Genomic DNA, 18,429 nt, shown 5'->3' with positions numbered 1-18,429 from the left:
GGGATGACGCCTGGCCTGCACCAGGGCCGCGAACATACGACCGTGGGGCGACGACCGGCCCGGGCCCGGTCGCCTACCTTGTCAGCATGGACAGCCGGAGAACGGACGCCCTCGTCGCGGCGGCCGCCCTGGCGGCGATCACGGGAGGGACGTACGCGAACCTCTCGTGGACCGGCCCGCTGGAGCGCCCGCTCGACCCGATGGGCCTGACGCTGATCGTGGTCGCGTCGCTGACGCTGGCCTTCCGGCGCACCGCGCCGCTGGCGGCGGGCGTGGTCGCGGCGGCCGCCGGGGTCGTCTACTACGCGCTGCACTACCCGGGCGTGTTCACCTCCGCGCCCGCGCTGGCCTCGATCTACACGCTGGCCGCGCTCGGCCGCCGCAGGGCGGCGATCTGGCTGTCGGTGGCGCTGGCCGCGGGCGTGTACGGGCTCATGGCGATCGCCGAGGACGATCCGCCCCCGGGGAGCTGGACGGGGCTGCTGAGCGGGTGGCTGGTGGCCATGGTGGTGATCGGCGAGCTGGCCGGGCACCGCCGGGCTTACCTGCGGGCCGTGGAGCAGCGCGCCGAGGAGGCCGAGCGCACCCGTGAGGAGGCGGCGCTGCGCCGGGCCGGCGAGGAGCGGCTGTGGATCGCGCAGGAGCTGCACGACTCGCTCACCCACAGCATCTCCGTGGTCAACGTCCAGGTGGCGGTGGCCATGCAGTTGCTGGAGCGCGACCCGGCGCGGGCCAGGGAGTCGCTGGCCGCGATCAAGGAGTCGGGGCACGAGGCGATGCGCGAGCTGCGGGCCACGCTGGGCGTGCTGCGCCAGAGCGAGCCGGAGGAGGCGGGGCTGTCCAGGCTGCCGCGCCTGGTCTCCAGGGCCGAGAGCGCGGGGCTGCGGGTGGCGCACACCGTGGCCGGCACGCCGTACGCGCTGCCGCCCGAGGTGGACCGGGCCGCGTACCGCATCGCCCAGGAGGCGCTGACCAACGTGCTGCGCCACGCGGGCGCCGCGACGGTCACGGTCGCGGTCGAATACGATCCGGCGCGGATCGTGCTGCGGGTGGAGAACGACGGCGAGGCGGGCACCGCCGGGCCGGGGATGGGGTTGATCGGGATGCGCGAGCGCGCGGTCGCCATCGGCGGCTCGCTCACCGCGGGCCCCCACGAGAACGGCGGCTTCGCGGTCCGCGCCGAGCTGCCCGTCCGGGTCCCGGCATGACGAGGGCCGATGGGGGCGGTGACGGTCCCGGCATGACGGCGTCCGACGGGGCGGGCGGTGGGCCCGGCGTGACGGCGGGTCCAGGGGTGATCAGGGTTCTGCTGGCGGACGACCAGCCGCTGATCCGGGCGGGTTTCCGGGCGCTGCTGGAGCTCACCGACGACATCACCGTGGTCGGCGAGGCGGCCAACGGCGTGGAGGCCGTGGAGCTGGCCAGGCGCCTGCTCCCGGACGTGGCGCTGCTCGACGTGCGCATGCCGCTGCTCGACGGCATCCAGGCCACCCGCAGGATAGGCGCCGCCCCCGACCTCGACGGCGTCCGCGTGGTCATCCTCACCAACTACGCGCTCGACGAGTACGTCTTCGCCGCCCTCCGGGCCGGGGCCAGCGGCTTCCTGCTCAAGGACATCGAGCCCGGCGACCTGCTCCAGTCGGTGCGGGTGGCCGCCCGCGGCGACGCGCTCCTGTCGCCCTCGGTGACCCGCCGCCTCATCGAGGAGTACGTCAGCACCCCTCCCCGGCCCACCCCCGCGCCCGGCCTCGACCGCCTGACCGGCCGCGAGCGCGAGATCGTGACCCTGGTGGCCCGGGGCATGTCCAACGAGGAGATCGCCGAGCACCTGGTGATCAGCGGTGCCACCGCCAAGACCCACGTGAGCAGGTCGATGACCAAGCTCGGCGTGCGCGACAGGGCGCAGCTGGTCGTCGTCGCGTACGAGTCCGGCCTGGTGGTCCCGGGGACGGGCGCCTAGATCGTCAGCAGGAACTCGTAGGCGTTCAGGACCCAGATCAGCAGCCACAGGGCCACGGCGGGAAGCCGGGCCATTCCCCGTCCGATTCCGTCATTCGGCACGCAGTATCACAACGCCCTTCCCTCGAAGGTGATGACACTTCCAGTGTGCCTCCCAGACCATGCCCGGCCCGGATGGTGACGTAAACAGGGCGACTAGCCATTGATCGGCTTGCCCAGGGCGCTGCCCGCCAGCCAGTCGTCCCACGACTTCGCCCACGGCGTCGGCCCGTTGCCGAACTGCAGCTTCCGCGAGGTGCCCTTGACCTCGATGATGTCCCCTCGCTGGGTGAACTCGTAGAACCAGCGGGCGTTGGCCGGGCTGGCGTTGACGCAGCCGTGGCTGACGTTGCTGTTGCCCTGCGCACCGGTCGACCAGGGGGCGGCGTGGAAGAAGGTGCCGCTGTAGGTCATCCGGACGTTCCACTTGGTGCGGATGCGGTATTCGCCAGGCTTGCCGATGGTGGCCGAGTCCATGATGGTCTCCGCGGCCTTCTCCTGAGCGATCATGACGCCGGACCAGCTGTCGTCCCCGGGCTTGCCCAGGCTGACCGGGATGGTCTTGACGACCTCGCCGTTCTTCCGCACCACCGCCTCGTGGGTGGCGTTGCTGACCTTGGTGATGTGCTCGTCACCGACCGTGAACGTCAGGCTGCGGTCCTTCGTGCCCCACACGTCCCGCCCCGCCCGCAGCCCGGCCAGGTGCGCGACCACCGTGACCTTCTCCCCGACCGGCCAGTACTCGCGCGGCCTGAACTGGACCTCGCGGTCGCTCACCCAGCTCCACGCGCCCTCGACCGGCTTGGACATCCGCACCTCCAGCGACCGCTCGACCGCGGCCCGGTCGCTCCTGGCCGTCACGGGCTGCGACAGCAGGAGCTGGACGGGCATGCCGACCCCGACCTTCTCACCGTCCAGCGGGGACATGCCGCTCTCCAGCACCCGCTTCGGCTTGAGCGTGGTGAACGTGGACCGCGCGGTGACGGGCTTGCCGTCCGTGCCGGTGGCCTGCGCGCTCACCGTGTACGCCGTCGAGGGCCGCAACGGCCACGCGGGACGCCACGTCCCGTCCGCGCCCAGGGCTCCGCGTACCTCGCGGCCCTTGGCGTCGGCGACGGTGAGCTTGGTGACCTTGCCGTCGGTGGCCTTGACGCTGACCCCCGTGTCGGGGGCCACCTTCTTCGTGCCGTTCGCCGGGGTGATCGACAGCTTGGCCACCGGGCCCTGCTCCTGCGACTTGGCGGGCGCGCCCGGGCCGCCGCCCGAGCCGTCCGAGCTGCAGCCGGCGACGAGGAGCAGGGCCGTGGCGAAGGTGCCGGCGAGTAGGGTCCGGCCGTTCCGCATCGCTGATGCCTCCCAGAACCTGACAAATAGGGACATTTCACATTACGACGGCATTTCTATAGCCCCGTGCAGTTCTGCCCCCGACGGCTGCGGGCATGCGGCGCGCGTGGGAGATTGCCGTGCCCTCCGCCCCGGACAATCATGGGGCGGATGGACTACTACCTGATCTCCGGCCCCGACGGAATCCTCGTGGAGGAGTTCGCCCTCCACCAGGACTACACCGCCGCCGGCATCGACAGCGCCGGGTGGAGCCCGGAGAGCGGCAGGTGGTACCCCTCCCCCGACGTGAGCCGCGAGCTGCGCTCCGACGCCCGGCTCCGCGCGCTGGCGACCCCGGTGGACCGGCGCGCGGCGGCGCGGGCGTACGCGCGGCTCGGCGGGGGCGAGCTGCCCGAGGAGGAGCGGCTGCGCGGGCTCTTCCGGCAGCGCCAGCCCCTGCCCACGGCCGCCCCGCTCGACCTGGGCTCGTCGCCGGACGCGCGCCGCTACCGCATCCTGTTCGCGGGCGACTTCGACGCGGACGGCCTGGCGAACGCCCGCGCGGCCCTGCGCCTGGAGCCCGCCGACGACCCGCGCGTGGCGGGCCGGGCGTCGGGCGACGGTTTCGCCTGGGAGCTGCGCAGCATCGGCGCGGGCATCGCGTGGTGCGTGGACGTGACCGTACGCCTCGGGAGCGCCCCGGCGGGCCTGCTCGGGGCGCTGCTGGACCACCACCGGCAGGCGATCCGCGAGCAGGGCCTGATTCCGGTCACCGTAGAACGTTTCGCCTGACTGTCACATTTTCCCGCCCCATTCCGTCTTGTCTGTGACATACCCATCCAGTCATAGGCGGGGTGACGATGAAGGTCAGCTCACTGGCCCAGGCGCTCGACGATCGGATCGGCGGGGCCGGGTTCCTGAAGAAGGCGATGCGGAAGGTCTTTCCCGATCACTGGACCTTCCTGCTGGGCGAGATCGCGCTGTACGCGTTCGTGGTCGTCCTGCTCACGGGAGTCTTCCTCACGTTCTTCTTCAAGCCGACCATGGAGGAAGTGGTCTACGACGGCGCCTACGTGCCGCTGCGCGGGGTCCAGATGAGCCAGGCGTACGCCTCCACGCTGGACATCAGCTTCGAGGTGCGCGGCGGCCTGCTGATGCGGCAGATGCACCACTGGGCCACCCTCGTCTTCCTGGGCGCCATCGTCATCCACCTGCTGCGCAACTTCTTCACCGGCGCCTTCCGCAAGCCGCGCGACCTGAACTGGCTGATCGGCGTGGCCCTGTTCGGGCTGGTGATGCTCAACGGATTGTTCGGATATTCGCTCCCCGACGACCTGCTGTCCGGCGCGGGGCTGCGGATCCTGCACGGGGTCACGATCTCGGTGCCGCTGGTGGGCACGTACCTGGCGATGTTCCTGTTCGGCGGCGAGTTCCCCGGCGAGGACATCATCTCCCGGCTGTTCAGCCTGCACGTGCTGCTGATCCCCGGGCTGCTGCTCGTGCTCCTGCCGCTGCACGCGGTGGTGCTCACGTGGCGGCAGACGCACACCCAGTTCAGGGCCAAGGGGCTGAACGACGGGGTGGTGCGGGGCGCGCCGTTCTTCCCGGCGTTCCTGGCCAAGACGACGGTGTTCTTCCTGTGGGTGCTCGCGGTGGTGGCGGCGCTGGCCACGGTGTTCCAGGTCAACCCCATCTGGCTGTACGGCCCGTACGCGCCCAGCACGGTCAGCGCCGGCTCGCAGCCCGACTGGTACATGGGCTTCCTCGAAGGCGCGCTGCGGATCATGCCGCCGTGGGAGTTCACGGTCTTCGGGCACACGGTGACCATGAGCGTGCTGATCCCGGCCCTGGGGGCGCCCGGACTGCTGTTCACGGCGCTGGCGGTGTACCCGTTCGTGGAGCGGTGGATCACCCGGGACCACGCGATCCACCACCTGCTGGACCGGCCGCGCGAGGCGCCGGTCCGGGTGGGCCTCGGGGTCGCGGGGATCGTCTACTACGGCGTGCTCTGGCTGGCCGGCGGCAACGACCTGCTCTCCTCGACCTTCCACATCTCGCTCTACGCGACCACGTGGATCTTCCGGGCCCTGGTGGTCGCGGGGCCGGTGCTGGGGTTCGTGATCGCCCGCAGGATCTGCCTCGGGCTGCTGGCGCGCGACCGGCACACGGTGGCGCACGGGGTGGAGACCGGCGTGATCGTGCGCGGCGCGGACGGCGCGTTCACCGAGATCGAACGGCCGGTGACGGACGAGGAGTCCGCCGTGCTCGTGCCGCCCGCGCGGCCCGCCCTCCCGGTGGCGGCCGATGGCGACGTGCCTCCCCCGGCCCGCCGCCGCGTCCACGACGCCGTCCAGCGCTCCTGGTCCCGCTGACGGGCCCGCCGCGCCGCAGGGTTCGTCACGGCACCGCGACGGCGGGGACCGTGACCGGACCGAGGAGCGGGTTGAGCACGTCCGCCTGGGACTGCCCCGCGGGGACGAGCACGTCGAGCGCCTTGGGCACCGTGCCGGGGTCTGCCGAGCACAGCGGCCCGGTGCCGCCCTGGGCGCAGACGCCGAACTGGTACGGCTGCGGCGTCGCCGCGAACCCCCGGGCCTGGTCGGCGCTGAAGCCGTCCTGCCCGGCGAGCACCACGGCGAAGCGCCACCCGGGGCCGGGCGTCCCGAAGGCGGCCCTGGGCAGGGCGACCGTGATGGTCCGCGCCGTCCCGGACGAGCGCACGGCCGCGCCCGCCTGGGCCGCGCCCGCGGCCGTCACCCAGACCGGGGCCGCGAAGCCCTGCACCTCCACCCGCTGCGACCAGGCGTCCCCCAGGCGGTAGTTGCGCTGGGGGAACGCCGCGCCGTCCGACCGCGTGGCCACGGCCGGGTCCTGTACGTAGACGTCGAGCAGCTGGGCGCCCATCTGGTTGCCGAACGTCGGGCTGAGATCGCGCAGCTCGGCCCGCAGGTAGACGGTCGTCGCGTCCGTGATCACCTGGAACCTGCGCAGGTCGAACGCCCCGGGGTGGAAGTCCCCGGCGGTCGGGTACGCGTACGTGCCGGGCCCGTTGTCGTCGCCCTCCGGATCGGCCACGTCGAGCACGGTCGTGGCGCCCACGATGTCCCCGACGACCGTGCGCCGGGCGTAGGCGGTGCGGCCGTCCGGTGCGGTGGCCGTCACGGTGAGCACGACCTCGCCGAACGACACGGGTGCCTGGGCGGTGAAGGCGCCGTCCGACCCGGCGCGTACGGAGACGACCCGGGTGGGCGCGCCGGTGTCGACGGGCGTGGCCGCGACCTCCACCCGCGCCCCCGGTGACGCGGTGCCCGCCACGGTCGCCGACGTGCCCGCGACCGCCGTGCCGTCCGCGGGGGCGGTGACGGCCAGCGGGGCCGCCTGGGGCAGGCCGCGGGCGGCGTAGCGGAGCCGTACGACGTCCGGCTGCTCGACGGGGCGGGTGGAGCCGAGCGCCAGGACCAGCCGGACGACCTGGGCCTGGGCCCAGGTCAGCGGGGACGCCGAGCCCGCCGGGCCGCCGTCGCGGAACCCGATCGAGGCGGTGGCCGGGTCGGTGCCGTACGGCGAGGCGGCCAGGTCCGGGTTCTCCCACGCCTGCTCGGGGATCAGGCCGGTGCCCGACGACATGGCCCGCATGGCCGCCAGCAGCGTGGCCGCCGTCCTCGAGTCACAGCGTCTGATTGCCGAGCCTTGCTCGGAGGTCTGTGATGGATGTCCTCGCTCCGCTGCGGATCCATCACAGGTCTGGAGCGCCTGCTCGGCCCGCTCGCCCGCGAGCACCGGCCACACGTGACCGGAGCCCGTGTTGCCGGTGGGCCAGGGCCGGCCCGACGGCGCGCACGAGGTGGGGTCGGGCTCGTGGCAGTCGCCGTAGCCGTCCTCGGTGCCCGCGGTGTCGGAGCCGTAGCGGTACCAGCCGGGGCCGCTCGCCGTCGTACGCCTGAGCACGCGGTCCACCACCGGCAGGCTGGCCAGCACGTCGGGGTCGTCGGCGGGCAGGATGCCGAGCCGGGTGAGCTCGAGGAAGCCCGCGTCCACCACCCTCCGCTGGTCCTCGGTGGGACCGCCGTTGCCCAGGTTGTACGACTCCGCCGCGTTCGGGTCGCCGCCGCGTGACAGGCGCAGGAAGTAGCGCGCGGCGTACGGGCCGGTGGTCGTGACCGTCCACGACTTGATCGAGCGGGCGAAGTGGTCGGCCGTGTCCCGGTAGATCCGGGCCCTGGCCTGGTCGCCGGCCCGGGCGGCCAGCTCGCCCGCCGCGACGAGCCCGGCGATCTCGGCCGCGATCGTGGACGGCGAGTGGCCCGACTGCTCCTCCCACCGCTCCACGCCGAACGCCGGTCCGTGCGCCACCAGGAAGTCGGCCGCCGCCCGCACGCGCTCCCACACCCCGGTGAGTCCCGACTGGTAGGCCATCAGGATCGGGTACGCGGTCTCGTCGAGCTGGTCACCGCCGGAGTCGGGCGCCGGCCTGCCGTTCAGCAGCGAGTTGCGTGGCATCCTGCCGTCGGGCAGCTGCTGACGTTCCAGCAGGAAGCGGGCGGTGTCGCGGGCCGTGGCCACGTCGCCGGCGGCCAGGAAGCCGGTGAACGCCTCGTACAGGTCGCGGGCGAACACCTCGCGATAGGAGCCGAAGTAGACCGCCTTGCCGCCGACCAGGTCGCCCGCGCCCACCGCCTGCCCCCAGGGGCTGGCCAGGGACGCCACGACCGCGCCGGGGAACGTCTTGTCCTCGCCGGCCTTGAGCACGTTCGCGGACAGCCGGTAGAGGTCGGCGTGCTCGCCCGGCGCTCTGCGCAGGCGCGCGTCGTAGGCGGCCCAGCCGGACTCGTAGCGGGCGCGGGTGCTCTCGAACGGCCGGGCGGCGGCCTCGCCCGCGGTCCGCAGCGCGGCGGCCCTGGTCCGCCCGAACCCGAGCGCGAACGTCACCTCGCCCTTCCCGTCGATCGGCAGCCTGGCGGTGGCGACCACGTTCCCGGCCGGGGCCTGCGGGTAGGGGGTGAGCTCGCGGGCGGCGTCGAGCTGGGCGGCACCGTCGCCGGACGTGCCCGCGTAGCCGACGCTCGCCTGCGGCAGCCGCCGCTCGGCCCGCAGCGCCAGGTGGGTGGGCACGGCGTAGTCTCGGGCGGGGGCGGAGGTCTCGGTGTTGTCGTCGGAGATCACGGGGGCGCCGGTGGGGCCGTCGACCACGCCGGTGTCGGGGCCGCCGTTGGGCTGCCCGCCGCCGCCGTTGCCGTTCACGCTCGCGTCCAGCCGCACGTACAGCCGGAGGCCGGCGGGCTGGAGCCGGGTGCGCACCACCACGGCGTCGCGGTCGGGGTCGGTGACGTAGGTGGTGGTCAGGCGGTAGCGGCCGCTCCTGCTCGCGGAGGTGATGGTGCAGGTCATGCCGGAACGGTCGGTGCTCACCTGGTACGTGGTGTCGCGGGCCTGCAGTTCGGTGAACGTCTTGCCGTCGGTCACGACGAACTGCATGGTCTCGACGTTCGTGTTGTCGATCGTGGGCTCGTACACGTCGGACAGGACGCCGCCCGCGACGGTGTACCAGACCTTGGAGGTCCTGCCGGTGGCCGTGCCCACGCAGTCCTTGCGGGCCAGGCCGAAGTGGGAGGGCGTGCCGGGCGCGCCCGGCGCGGGGGCCGCGGCCAGGACGGGATCGACCGGTACGGCGACCAGCGCGGCGGAGACGATCAGGGCAAGGACGGACCGTCGGATCGCAGGCATGCCGGGCTCCCCTCCAGACCACCGATGGGTAGAGACAAGACCAGCCCCACCCCCCTGTCAAGCCCATAGGGCCGGTCGCGCCCGGGTTCCGTCATCTGGAAAGCGGTCTCCGGCGAACCAGGAGTGGGCGGCGGTTGTCGTACTCAGTGGAACGATCCCCACCGGGGTCGTCACTATGGAAGACGCGCCGGGGGCGGCGCGCAAGGGGGATCGATGGACATCGGTGCGAGGTCACGCCCGCCCTTCCTGGGCGGGGCCAGGCGAGGGACGGCCAGGACGGTCGCCACGGCTGTGCTGGTGGCGATGACCTGCGGCGCGAGCGCGCTGGCGGCGCCTTCCCAGGCCGCCCACGCGGCGCCGCCACCGGGCGCGATGTCGAGCGCGGCGTCGGGCGCGGCGTCGAGCGCGGCGTCGAGCGCGGCGTCGAGCGCGGCGGCATCCGGCGCGCAGGGTGCGGTGCCGGGTGCGGCGGCGCTGTTCGCCCCCGACGACAGGACCGAGGCCCGGCCGCGGCCCCGCGTCGACTGCCGCCGCGTCAAGTGCGTGGCGCTCACGTTCGACGACGGCCCCGGCCCCTACACCGACACGCTGCTGGCCTACCTGGCCGCCTACCGCGCCCGCGCCACGTTCTTCGTCGTGGGCGGCAACGTCGTGGCGTACCCCGGCGTCCTGCACCGCACCGCCGCGGCCGGGCACGAGATCGGCAATCACACCTGGTCGCACCCCGACCTGACGATGCTGTCGCCCGCCCGGGTGCGCTCCCAGCTCGGCCGCACCGACCAGGCGATCAGGGCGGTCACGGGCGTGGTGCCCCGGCTCGTGCGCCCGCCGTACGGGGCGTTCAACGCCACCGTGCGCCGCCAGACCGGCCGGCCGATGGTGCTGTGGAGCGTGGACACCCTGGACTGGCGCTACCGCAGCAGCGCCAGGGTGGCCCGCCGGGCGCTCAGGGCGGTGCGGCCCGGCAGTGTCGTCCTGTTCCACGACATCCACCCGACGACCGTGCGGGCCATCCCGCGCGTGCTGCGGAAGCTGGCCGGGCGGGGCTACCGGTTCGTCACCGTCAGCGAGCTGTTCGGCGGTCACCCGCCGCGCCTCGTCTTCGACGCCGCCCCGCCTGAGCTGCACTGATCAATTCTTCCGGCCAAGCGTGAACCCCTCTCGCATCCTCCCCGTATCTCCGGATGTGAGCGGTGATCGCGCTTAGGCGCCGACGAGAAAGGATGCGTCACCGGCAGCAGGGACACCGCGTGGGCCGGCCGGGCTGCCGGCCCGCGCGGGCTGCGCACGCGGTGCCGGAACGGCCGATCACCCCCGCAATCCCTCATAGACGGGGCATTCGCAGCACGTGGCCCGGTCGCACAGCCGGCACAGCCTGGCCAGCGTTTCCTCGCTGCGCGCCTCCGGCCCGAGCAGCGCACCGGCGATCGCCACCAGCTGCTCGCGCTGCTCGCCGGTCAGCCGATCGACCAACCGCTGCACGACGGCCTGCCGGGCCTCCAGCGCCGCCGCCGCCACGCGCTCGCCTTCGGGGGTGAGGCGCAGCGGGCGGGCGCGTCCTTCGCTGCCGCGCACGACCCACCCCTGCTCGGTCAGCCGGCGGATCAGGTGCGCCGTGCCGGGCTGGGAGATCTGCAACACGGTGGCCAGCCAGTCCGCCGTGCGGCCCGGCTGATCCTTGATGGCGATCAATGCCTCGCCCAGCGAGCCGCCCGCGCCGACCGAGGCGGTCACCGCCTCCCGGACCATACCCGCCACGAGCAGCGCGGATGCGCCCAGCAGGTTTGCGGCATGCTGATCCCGTTCATTCATAACTTATGAATGTATGCCTTTTCGGGCTGATTGTCTGCCTCAACCTCGCGCAACTGCCCGTCGCGATGCGGCCGCTGCTCATCGCGCTGGTGGGAGCCGAGGCAGGCGGCTTCACCACTGCCGGACTCGCCAGTGGAGCGGCGGCCACGGGCATGGCGCTGTCGGCGCCGTGGTGGTCGCGCGGCCTGCCGCGCTTCGGCGACCGGCGCGTTCTGATCGTCTCAGGCACGCTCTTCCTCGCCGCCGAGCTGGCCCTCGCGGCCAGTCACGGCCCGCTGCAGACCATCGGCGCGGCGGCCCTGTCGGGACTGTGCACGCCACCGATCTCCAGCAGCGTCCGCTCGATGCTGCCCCACCTCACCTCCTCCGGCGACCCGTCCAGGGCCTACGCCGTCAACGCCGTCGCGGTCGAGACCGTCTACATCGGATCGCCCTTATGGGTGAGCGGCTGGGTGGCGCTCGCCGGTCCCGCCGCCGCGCTCGTCGCCAGCGCGCTGATCGGCGCGGTCGCCCTGGCGGCCGGGATCGCGCTCGTGCCCGCCCTGGCGCACCGGGTCCACCCCGCCGGGCCGTCCTTGCTGGCCATCCCCGCCGTACGCACTCTCGGCGCCACCTACCTCGCCTACTGGATCTGCATGGGCGCGATGTGGGTGCTCCTGCCCGCCTTCGCCGCCCACGCCGGCGCGCCGCACCAGTCCGGCCTCCTGGTCGCGCTCTGGTCGGCCGGCAGCCTCGCCGGAGGTCTGATCATGGCGGCGCGCGGCGCGCACGGTCCTCAGCGCGACCGCTACCTGTGGCTGCTCGCAACGCTCGCCGCGACCTCGCTGCCACTGGCCATGCCGACCACGATCGCGGCGATGGCCGTTGCGATCACCCTGTTCGGCGTCGCGCTCTCGCCGTGGCTGGCCACCAACGACCACCTGGCGGCCCAGGTCGCCGGCGGGCGCAGCAGCACGTTGTTCGGCTGGCTGACGACCGCCGGGCAGATCGGCAGTGCCGCGGGCGCGACGCTGGCCGGCCCTCTCGGCGACCGCTACGGCGGCGGCCCGGCGTTCCTGGTGGTGACCGCCGCCCTGGGGATCGGCCTGGCCATCGCGCTCCACCGCAGGGAGACGCTGCCCCGCGACGGCGGAGCGTGAGCCGCGACCACACAGCAAAGACCCCACCCCCGGACGTCAATCTTCCGGCAACCGCCACATCGGTCCACCCGTCGCGGGCAGCGAGGCGTAGGCAGCAACATTCGCTCGCTCTCAGGGGGAACGCCATGATCAGAACGCTCCACAAGATGGGGATCCGGTCCAGCATGCTGTACGCGGCAGGCCTGGCCTCGATAGGGCTGTCGGTCGCGGCCTGGACCGCCTCGCTCAAGTACGAGCGCGCCGGCATCGACCGGGCCGACCGGTGGGGCATCTTCGTCGGGCAGTGGGCTCCCGCGCTGTTCGCGCTCGGCACCGCCGTGCGTATCGAGGAGACGCGGGAGGAGCTGCCCCAGGAGTTCCAGCGCATGGAACGCGAGATGCGGACGCCCGCCGGAGCGCGTGCCTGACCACGGAAACGTCGCGGATCGCGGTCAGCGGACCGGGGCGAGGTTCCAGGTGCGGGCGGTCTGGTCGCGGCTGCCGCTGACGGCCACCGGCCGGCCGTCGAGCAGGCCCACCGCCACCGACCAGACGCAGTCGGAATGCCCGGTGAACGGGGCGCCGAGCGGTTTCCTGGTGTTCAGGTCCCACACGCGTACCGTTCTGTCCTCGCTGGCCGTGACCGCCACGGGCGTGCCGTCGAGGTTGCCCATCGCCACCGACCACACGACGCCGGTGTGGCCGGTGAGCGGGGCGCCGAGCTGCTTCCAGGCGATCAGGTCCCAGACGCGGGCGGTCATGTCCTCGCCGCCGGTGACCACCACGGGCGTGCCGTTCATGAAGCCCAGCGCCACCGACCGCACCCAGCCGGAGTGGCCGGTCAGCGACCGGCCGAGCTGCTTCCTGGCGGCCAGGTCCCAGACGCGCACGGTCCCGTCGTCGCCGGTGGTGACGGCCACGGTCGTGCCGGCCGCCTGGCCGACGGTGACCGCCCACACGCCGCCCTCGTGGCCGGTCAGCGGTTTGCCGTACTCCTTGGCCGTACGCAGGTCCCAGACGCGGGCGGTGCCGTCGGTGGAGGCGGTGACGGCGACGTGCCGGCCGCCGATCCGGCCGGTCGCCACGCACTTGACGTCGCCCTCGTGCCCGGCCAGGACGCGGGACCCGCCGGCGGGCAGGTCCCAGACGCGGGCGGTGTCGTCGTCGCTGGCGGTGACGGCGATCGGCACGCCGTCGAGCTGGTCGAGGACGACCGATCTGACCCATTCGGTGTGGCCGGCGAGCGGCCGGCCGATCTGCTGGGAGGTGCGGAGGTTCCACAGGCGGGCGGTCTCGTCGTCCGAGCCGGTCAGGGTGACGGGGACGCCGTCGAGGGTGCCCAGGGACACCGCCCGCACGTCGTTGGTGTGGCCGGTCAGGGGCTTGCCGAGCTCCGCACCGAACCGGAGGGCGGGGGCGGCCGGACGTACCGGATCCCGCTCGCGCGGCCACATCGCCACGGCCACGGCCGCTGCCGCGGCGGCCGCTCCGACGGCCAGCACCGCGCGGCGCGGCACCCGGCGGGATGGCGTGCCCTCGAAGTCAGGCTCGGGAGCGGCCGGCAGGGTCAGGGTGTCGCCGCCGGTCAGGGCGCGGACCAGGTCGTCCGCCGTGAGCCGCCGGGCGGGGTTCTTGTCCAGGCACGTGGTCACCAGCGACCGGAGCGGGGCGGGCACTCCGGACAGGTCGGGCGGGTCGTACAGGAGCGCGTGCAGCACCGCCGCCACCGACTCCCCGGCGAACGCCCGCCGCCCCGTCGCCGCGAACACCATCGTGGCCGCCCAGCTGAACACGTCCGCCGCCGGCCCCACCTCCCCGCCGCTCACCTGCTCGGGCGCCATGTACCCGGGCGTGCCGAACGCCCCGGTCTGCGTGACGGCGTGGTCGAGCGCGCGCGAGATGCCGAAGTCGATGACCACGGGGCCCTCGGGCCCGAGGATGACGTTGCCCGGCTTCAGGTCGCGGTGGACGACCCCGGCGCGGTGGATGGCGGCCAGCGCCGTCGCCGTGGCGACCGCGAGCCGTTCCAGCCCGCCGCCGGTGCGGGGGCCGTCCTGCCTGACCGCGCGTTCGAGGGACTCGCCGCGTACGTACTCGCTCACGATGTACGGCCGGTCGGCCTGCATTCCCATGTCCAGCACCCGCGCGGTGCAGAACGGGGCGACCCGGCGGGCGAGGTCCACCTGCCTGAAGAACCTGCGCCGCGCCTCGGGATCGTCCGAGAGCCGGGCGTGCAGCACCTTGATCGCGACCTCGTCGCCCGACGGGCTCAGGCCCACGTAGACCACGCCCTGCCCGCCCTCGCCGAGGAACCGGATGAGGCGGTAGGCGGCGATCTGGCCGAGGTGGTCCCCCGATTGCGGACGCGACACTGGTTCCCTCTTCGAATCGCGCAGGAGCTGTAGCACCGGATACTACGATTCGGAAGGCCCTCGTGGATTACCCCGGAGGGCGACATAAATGGACATATTTGCCCTGGTCAGAGAAACGTCATGCGCTGTTTCCCGGTGATTCATCTCCCGGAGAGCGCGGGCGGCCCCGTACCTGACGGGGCCGCCCGCAGCGTCAGGCGAGCAGGCCCGCCACCGCCAGAGCGGGCTCCGGGTGGCCGGCCAGGAGCGCGGCGACCTCCCCGCGCCCCGGCGCCGGGGCCTGCCACGAGCCCTCGCAGCCGAGCAGCCCCGCCACCGCGTCACACGCGGCCGGATGCCCCAGGAGCAGCTCGGCTACGGGCCCCGACGCGACCGGCCCCGACCCGGCCGGTGCCGCGGCGGCGGGACGCGCCGTCCACGGCGGCACCCAGCCGTCCACGGCGGCCAGCGTGCCGGGGAACGTGCGCCCGGCCTCGCGTACGAGCACCGGCATCAGCTCGCCCGCCTGGTCCCGCAGCGTCGTGATCAGCTTCGGCAGCCACGGCAGCAGCACCCGGTCGGGCAGCTGCCCGAACGCCTTCGAGATCACCTCCACCACGAACCCCGACAGGGCGGGAACGGGCTCCATCGCCTGGACGAACCCCAGGATGTAGAGCGGGAACGACGGGACCACCAGCGGGTTGGCCAGCAGCTCGTCGCACCGCGCCCGCAGCTCGGCCAGCGGCAGCAGCCCGAGCTGGGTCCGCGCCGCCCACAGCAGCGCCACCTTGTCCGGCGCCTCCGGATGCGACTGCTGCACGGCCAGCTCCAGCTGGGCCCGGTCGCAGCCCAGCGAGAGCGCGAGGCTCTCCATCGAGAACAGGAACCCCAGCATGGCCCCGACCTGCCGCGCCCCCGTGTCGTCGTCCACGAAGGCCGTCGGCAGCAGGGTGCAGTAATGCGCGTAGCCGGAGGTCGCGAACTCCTCGCACCAGGCCGGCAGCTCCGGCTCGTGGGCGCGGTAGTAGGACATCAGCCGCCGGATCCTGCGCAGCACTTCAGGCGCGTCGTCCACGCTCCGCTCGCTCGCCAGCAGCTCCACGGCCCGCTGCCCCAGCTCGTCGGCGAAGCGGCGGCTGCCGAGGAAGAGCACCGCGTCCTCGACGGCCGCCAGCGCGACGGCCGCCGTGGCCTTGGGGTCCCACACCGAACGGCGCAGCCGCTGCTCCATCACCTGCTCGATGGTGACGCCCTCGTAGCCCAGCTCGATGATCGAGCGCTGGTGCTTGCCGAACGCCACGTCCCAGCTCTCCTGGATCGAGCGCTCCCCCAGCCTGCGCTCACCCATGATGGGGCGCACGGCGTCCGACGGCAGCAGGTAGCGCAGCATCCACAGCAGGTCGGAGCAGGGCACCAGCTCCGGGTTGGCGTTGAGGTCGAGCAGCGCCCGCTGGATCGTGCGCTTCTCCAGGTCCATCTTGAGCGGCGCGAGCCGGTCGTACACGTCGCGCGCCAGCGGCGGCAGGGCGTCGTAGCCGACCTCGCCGACGCGGTCGCCGCCGAGCATGATCTCGCACAGCCGCCGCACGTCGCGGCGGCCCGGCACGACGTCCTTCTCGATGCAGGTGACGGCCGCGTCCTGGAAGTCGTACGGGGTCGGCCTGGCCCGGTTGCGCATGCCGGCGAGCAGGATCGAGGTCTCGAACACGGCGATCGCGTCGGCGGTGCTGGCCAGGTAGCCGTTGCGGCGGGCCAGCCGGACGATCTCCACGCTCCAGCCGAGCAGCTCGGCCTCGTCCAGCTCGTCGAGCGCGGGCGGCTTCGACAGGAACCCGGTCAGCCGGTCGGCCACCTCGCCCTGGGGGACGGGCGCGGGCAGCTTGGCCCGAGCTCCGGCGCGCTTGCGCGTGCCTCTCTGCCCTGCCAGCTGGAATGGGGTCAGCTTGCTGCGGGTCAGCGACTTGTCCCAGGTCGCCGCCGCGATCGACACCGAGCCGGAGGCCAGCCCGAACTGGGCCTCGATGGCCGAGTGGCTGGACGGGATGAGGCCGTACAGCCATTTCGTGCCGGTTCGCGGGGTGATCTCGAAGGTCGCCGTGGACCTCAGCCCGAACTGCTCGACGTGGCTGGCGGCGTGGAAGGCGCCGCACACGTACAGGCAGTCGGCCGGGTCGGCGCCCGAGGCGGCCAGGTGCTCGCGCATCCTGGTCCACATGTAGCGCTCGCGGTCCTCGTCCACGCGCCGCCGGCCGCCGTCGCGGTCGAGGCGGCGGAACAGGCTGCCGATCAGCACCATGACCTGGCGGTAGGTGTCGTAGTCGGCGCCCGACAGCGGCTGCTCGACGTACTGGTCCCACCACTCGGACCAGTGGCGCACCTTGCCGTGGTGCAGCAGGTGCTCCTCCAGCTCGGCGAAGCGCGGGCGCAGGTCGCCGAGCTCGACGCCCACCGCGTCGCCGTGCAGGCCGGCCTCCTCGGCGTGCTCCTTCTTGCCGGGCTCCTCGTTCGGCGCCCACTGGAAGACGTGGTCCGTCGAGCGGTCGACCAGCACCAGCTCGACGCCCGGGGTCTCCAGCGCGTACGAGATGGCCTGGTACTCGGCGGACGCCTCCGTGATGGGCGCCACCACGCTGAGCGGCGCCCACGACGGCGGGAAGCCGTCGATCTGGGTCGCGAACGCCTGCACCGCCACCGGCAGCCGGCAGTTGCGCAGCTCGGTCAGCAGCGGCTGCAGGTCCTCGCAGAGCTCCAGGTAGATGACCTTCGGCTGCTTCTCCCGCAGCCTGCGCACCATCGCCAGCGCCGAGGCCGGCGAGTGGTGGCAGACCGGGAAGATCTCCAGCTCCTCGCGCAGCGCCCGGTCCACGTCGTCGACCAGGCCGGACAGGATGTCCGACACGGCCACGGGACTGCCGGCGAACGCGGCGGCGGCGTCGAGGAGCTGCTCGCGCAGCGCGCCGAACGGGCTCGTCTGGCCGGTCATGAGAGGGTGGCGATGGCCTCGCGGCCGCCCTCGAGGAACTCCGGCCACTCCCCGCCCTCCTTCTTGCTGCGGGGCTCGACGACGCCGTGCCAGTACTTGTTGAGGATCGCGAGGTCCTCGGGGCTGCGCCGGGCCAGCGAGCCGACCAGCGAGCCGGCGAGGGTCTGCGCGCGCAGCACGCGGTCGCCGAAGAAGTTGCTGTGCAGGATGGCGTCCTCGAGCACGCCGATCTGCTCGGCCGTGGACAGCGCCGACTCCAGCTTCTCGTCGTCGCTGGTGGCCGACGCGGCGGCCGAGCGCAGGTCGGCGAAGCTCTGCAGCAGGATGTCCAGCAGCGTCGGCGGCAGGTCCAGCTCGATCTTGTGCCGGCGCAGCAGCTCCTCGGTGCGGAAGCGGACGATCTCCGCCTCGCTCTTCTTGTTCGTCACGACGGGGATGCGGACGAAGTTGAAGCGGCGCTTGAGGGCCGAGGACAGGTCGTTGACGCCCCGGTCGCGGCTGTTGGCGGTGGCGATGATGGAGAAGCCGGGCTGGGCGAAGACGATGTTGTCGTCGTCGAGCTCGGGGATGGAGACGTACTTCTCCGACAGGATCGAGATCAGCGCGTCCTGCACGTCGCTGGTCGAGCGGGTCAGCTCCTCGAAGCGGCCGATCACGCCCTTCTCCATCGCCGTCATGATCGGCGAGGGGATCATCGACTGGCGGGACTGGCCCTTGGCGATGACCATGGAGACGTTCCAGGAGTATTTGATGTGGTCTTCCGTCGTGCCCGCCGTGCCCTGGACCACGAGCGTGGAGTTGCGGCAGATGGCCGCGGCCAGCAGCTCGGCCAGCCAGCTCTTGCCGGTGCCCGGGTCGCCGATCAGCAGCAGGCCCCGGTCGGAGGCCAGGGTCACGATGCTGCGCTCGACGAAGCTGCGGTCGCCGAACCACTTCTGGGAGATTTCCCGGTCGAGCCCGTCGGAGCGCTCGGAACCGAGGATGAACAGCCTGATCATGCGGGGGCTCAGCCGCCACGAGAACGGCTTGGGGCTGTCGTCGATCGACTCCAGCCAGTCGAGCTCCTCCGCGTACTTCACCTCTGCGGGGGCGCGCAGCATGTCGTCACTCATGGGTGAGG

At 73.1% G+C, this 18,429-nt stretch carries 13 protein-coding genes; 7 read left to right on the top strand and 6 right to left on the bottom strand.

Features of this window, described 5'->3' with window-relative positions; genetic code table 11:
* Window positions 1–86: 86 nt before the first annotated feature.
* Both HD596_RS27360 and HD596_RS27355 read left to right on the top strand, forming a co-directional pair.
* A complete protein-coding gene (locus tag HD596_RS27360) occupies window positions 87–1,208 on the top strand; it encodes a sensor histidine kinase (RefSeq protein ID WP_185072173.1) in 1,122 nt (373 codons plus the stop codon).
* Window positions 1,209–1,294: 86 nt separating this feature from the next.
* Window positions 1,295–1,960, top strand: a complete 666-nt coding sequence (locus HD596_RS27355) for a response regulator (RefSeq protein ID WP_185078752.1) — start codon at window positions 1,295–1,297, stop codon at window positions 1,958–1,960.
* 194 nt (window positions 1,961–2,154) lie between these two features.
* On the opposite strand, the gene HD596_RS27350 is transcribed toward HD596_RS27355, so the two are convergent.
* Window positions 2,155–3,342: a L,D-transpeptidase gene (locus HD596_RS27350; protein ID WP_185072172.1), complete on the bottom strand. Its 1,188-nt coding sequence runs from the start codon at window positions 3,340–3,342 to the stop codon at window positions 2,155–2,157.
* A gap of 150 nt (window positions 3,343–3,492) precedes the next feature.
* Between HD596_RS27350 and HD596_RS27345 the strand changes: the two genes are divergently transcribed.
* Together HD596_RS27345 and qcrB are read left to right on the top strand one after the other, a co-directional pair.
* Window positions 3,493–4,113: a hypothetical protein gene (locus HD596_RS27345; RefSeq protein ID WP_185072171.1), complete on the top strand. Its 621-nt coding sequence runs from the start codon at window positions 3,493–3,495 to the stop codon at window positions 4,111–4,113.
* A 68-nt stretch (window positions 4,114–4,181) separates the two neighbouring features.
* Entirely contained in the window at window positions 4,182–5,693 is a 1,512-nt protein-coding gene (qcrB, locus tag HD596_RS27340) for a cytochrome bc1 complex cytochrome b subunit (protein WP_185072170.1), read from the top strand.
* 25 nt (window positions 5,694–5,718) lie between these two features.
* Here qcrB and HD596_RS27335 read toward each other — a convergent pair whose 3' ends face one another.
* Window positions 5,719–9,045 (bottom strand): glucodextranase DOMON-like domain-containing protein, encoded by a 3,327-nt coding sequence (locus tag HD596_RS27335; protein WP_185072169.1) that lies wholly within the window; start codon window positions 9,043–9,045, stop codon window positions 5,719–5,721.
* A 213-nt stretch (window positions 9,046–9,258) separates the two neighbouring features.
* Here HD596_RS27335 and HD596_RS27330 point away from each other — a divergent pair, with 213 nt between their 5' ends.
* Window positions 9,259–10,176 (top strand): polysaccharide deacetylase family protein, encoded by a 918-nt coding sequence (locus HD596_RS27330; RefSeq protein WP_246554894.1) that lies wholly within the window; start codon window positions 9,259–9,261, stop codon window positions 10,174–10,176.
* Window positions 10,177–10,353: 177 nt separating this feature from the next.
* Here the strand turns inward: HD596_RS27330 and HD596_RS27325 are convergent, their stop codons facing one another.
* A complete protein-coding gene (locus HD596_RS27325) occupies window positions 10,354–10,857 on the bottom strand; it encodes a MarR family winged helix-turn-helix transcriptional regulator (protein WP_185072168.1) in 504 nt (167 codons plus the stop codon).
* Between the two features lie 5 nt (window positions 10,858–10,862).
* Between HD596_RS27325 and HD596_RS27320 the strand changes: the two genes are divergently transcribed.
* Complete coding sequence (locus tag HD596_RS27320; RefSeq protein ID WP_185072167.1) at window positions 10,863–11,996, top strand: MFS transporter; 1,134 nt, start codon at window positions 10,863–10,865, stop codon at window positions 11,994–11,996.
* Between the two features lie 125 nt (window positions 11,997–12,121).
* On the top strand, window positions 12,122–12,403 hold the full coding sequence (locus tag HD596_RS27315; RefSeq protein WP_185072166.1) for a hypothetical protein: 282 nt from the start codon (window positions 12,122–12,124) through the stop codon (window positions 12,401–12,403).
* 24 nt (window positions 12,404–12,427) lie between these two features.
* Here the strand turns inward: HD596_RS27315 and HD596_RS27310 are convergent, their stop codons facing one another.
* The 3 genes from HD596_RS27310 to HD596_RS27300 form a co-directional block, all read right to left on the bottom strand.
* Complete coding sequence (locus tag HD596_RS27310; RefSeq protein WP_185072165.1) at window positions 12,428–14,347, bottom strand: serine/threonine-protein kinase; 1,920 nt, start codon at window positions 14,345–14,347, stop codon at window positions 12,428–12,430.
* A gap of 193 nt (window positions 14,348–14,540) precedes the next feature.
* Complete coding sequence (locus tag HD596_RS27305) at window positions 14,541–17,309, bottom strand: DUF5682 family protein (RefSeq protein WP_185072164.1); 2,769 nt, start codon at window positions 17,307–17,309, stop codon at window positions 14,541–14,543.
* The gene (locus HD596_RS27300) at window positions 17,306–18,421 is read right to left on the bottom strand and encodes an ATP-binding protein (RefSeq protein ID WP_185072163.1); all 1,116 of its coding nucleotides are present in this window, start codon (window positions 18,419–18,421) and stop codon (window positions 17,306–17,308) included. Before HD596_RS27300 ends, HD596_RS27305 begins: the two co-directional genes overlap by 4 nt.
* Window positions 18,422–18,429: the final 8 nt, after the last annotated feature.

The organism is Nonomuraea jabiensis (assembly GCF_014204795.1).
GTDB lineage: Bacteria > Actinomycetota > Actinomycetes > Streptosporangiales > Streptosporangiaceae > Nonomuraea > Nonomuraea jabiensis.
The sequence above is the reverse complement of the archived record's forward strand: the minus strand, read 5'-3'. Positions and strand labels throughout refer to the sequence as shown.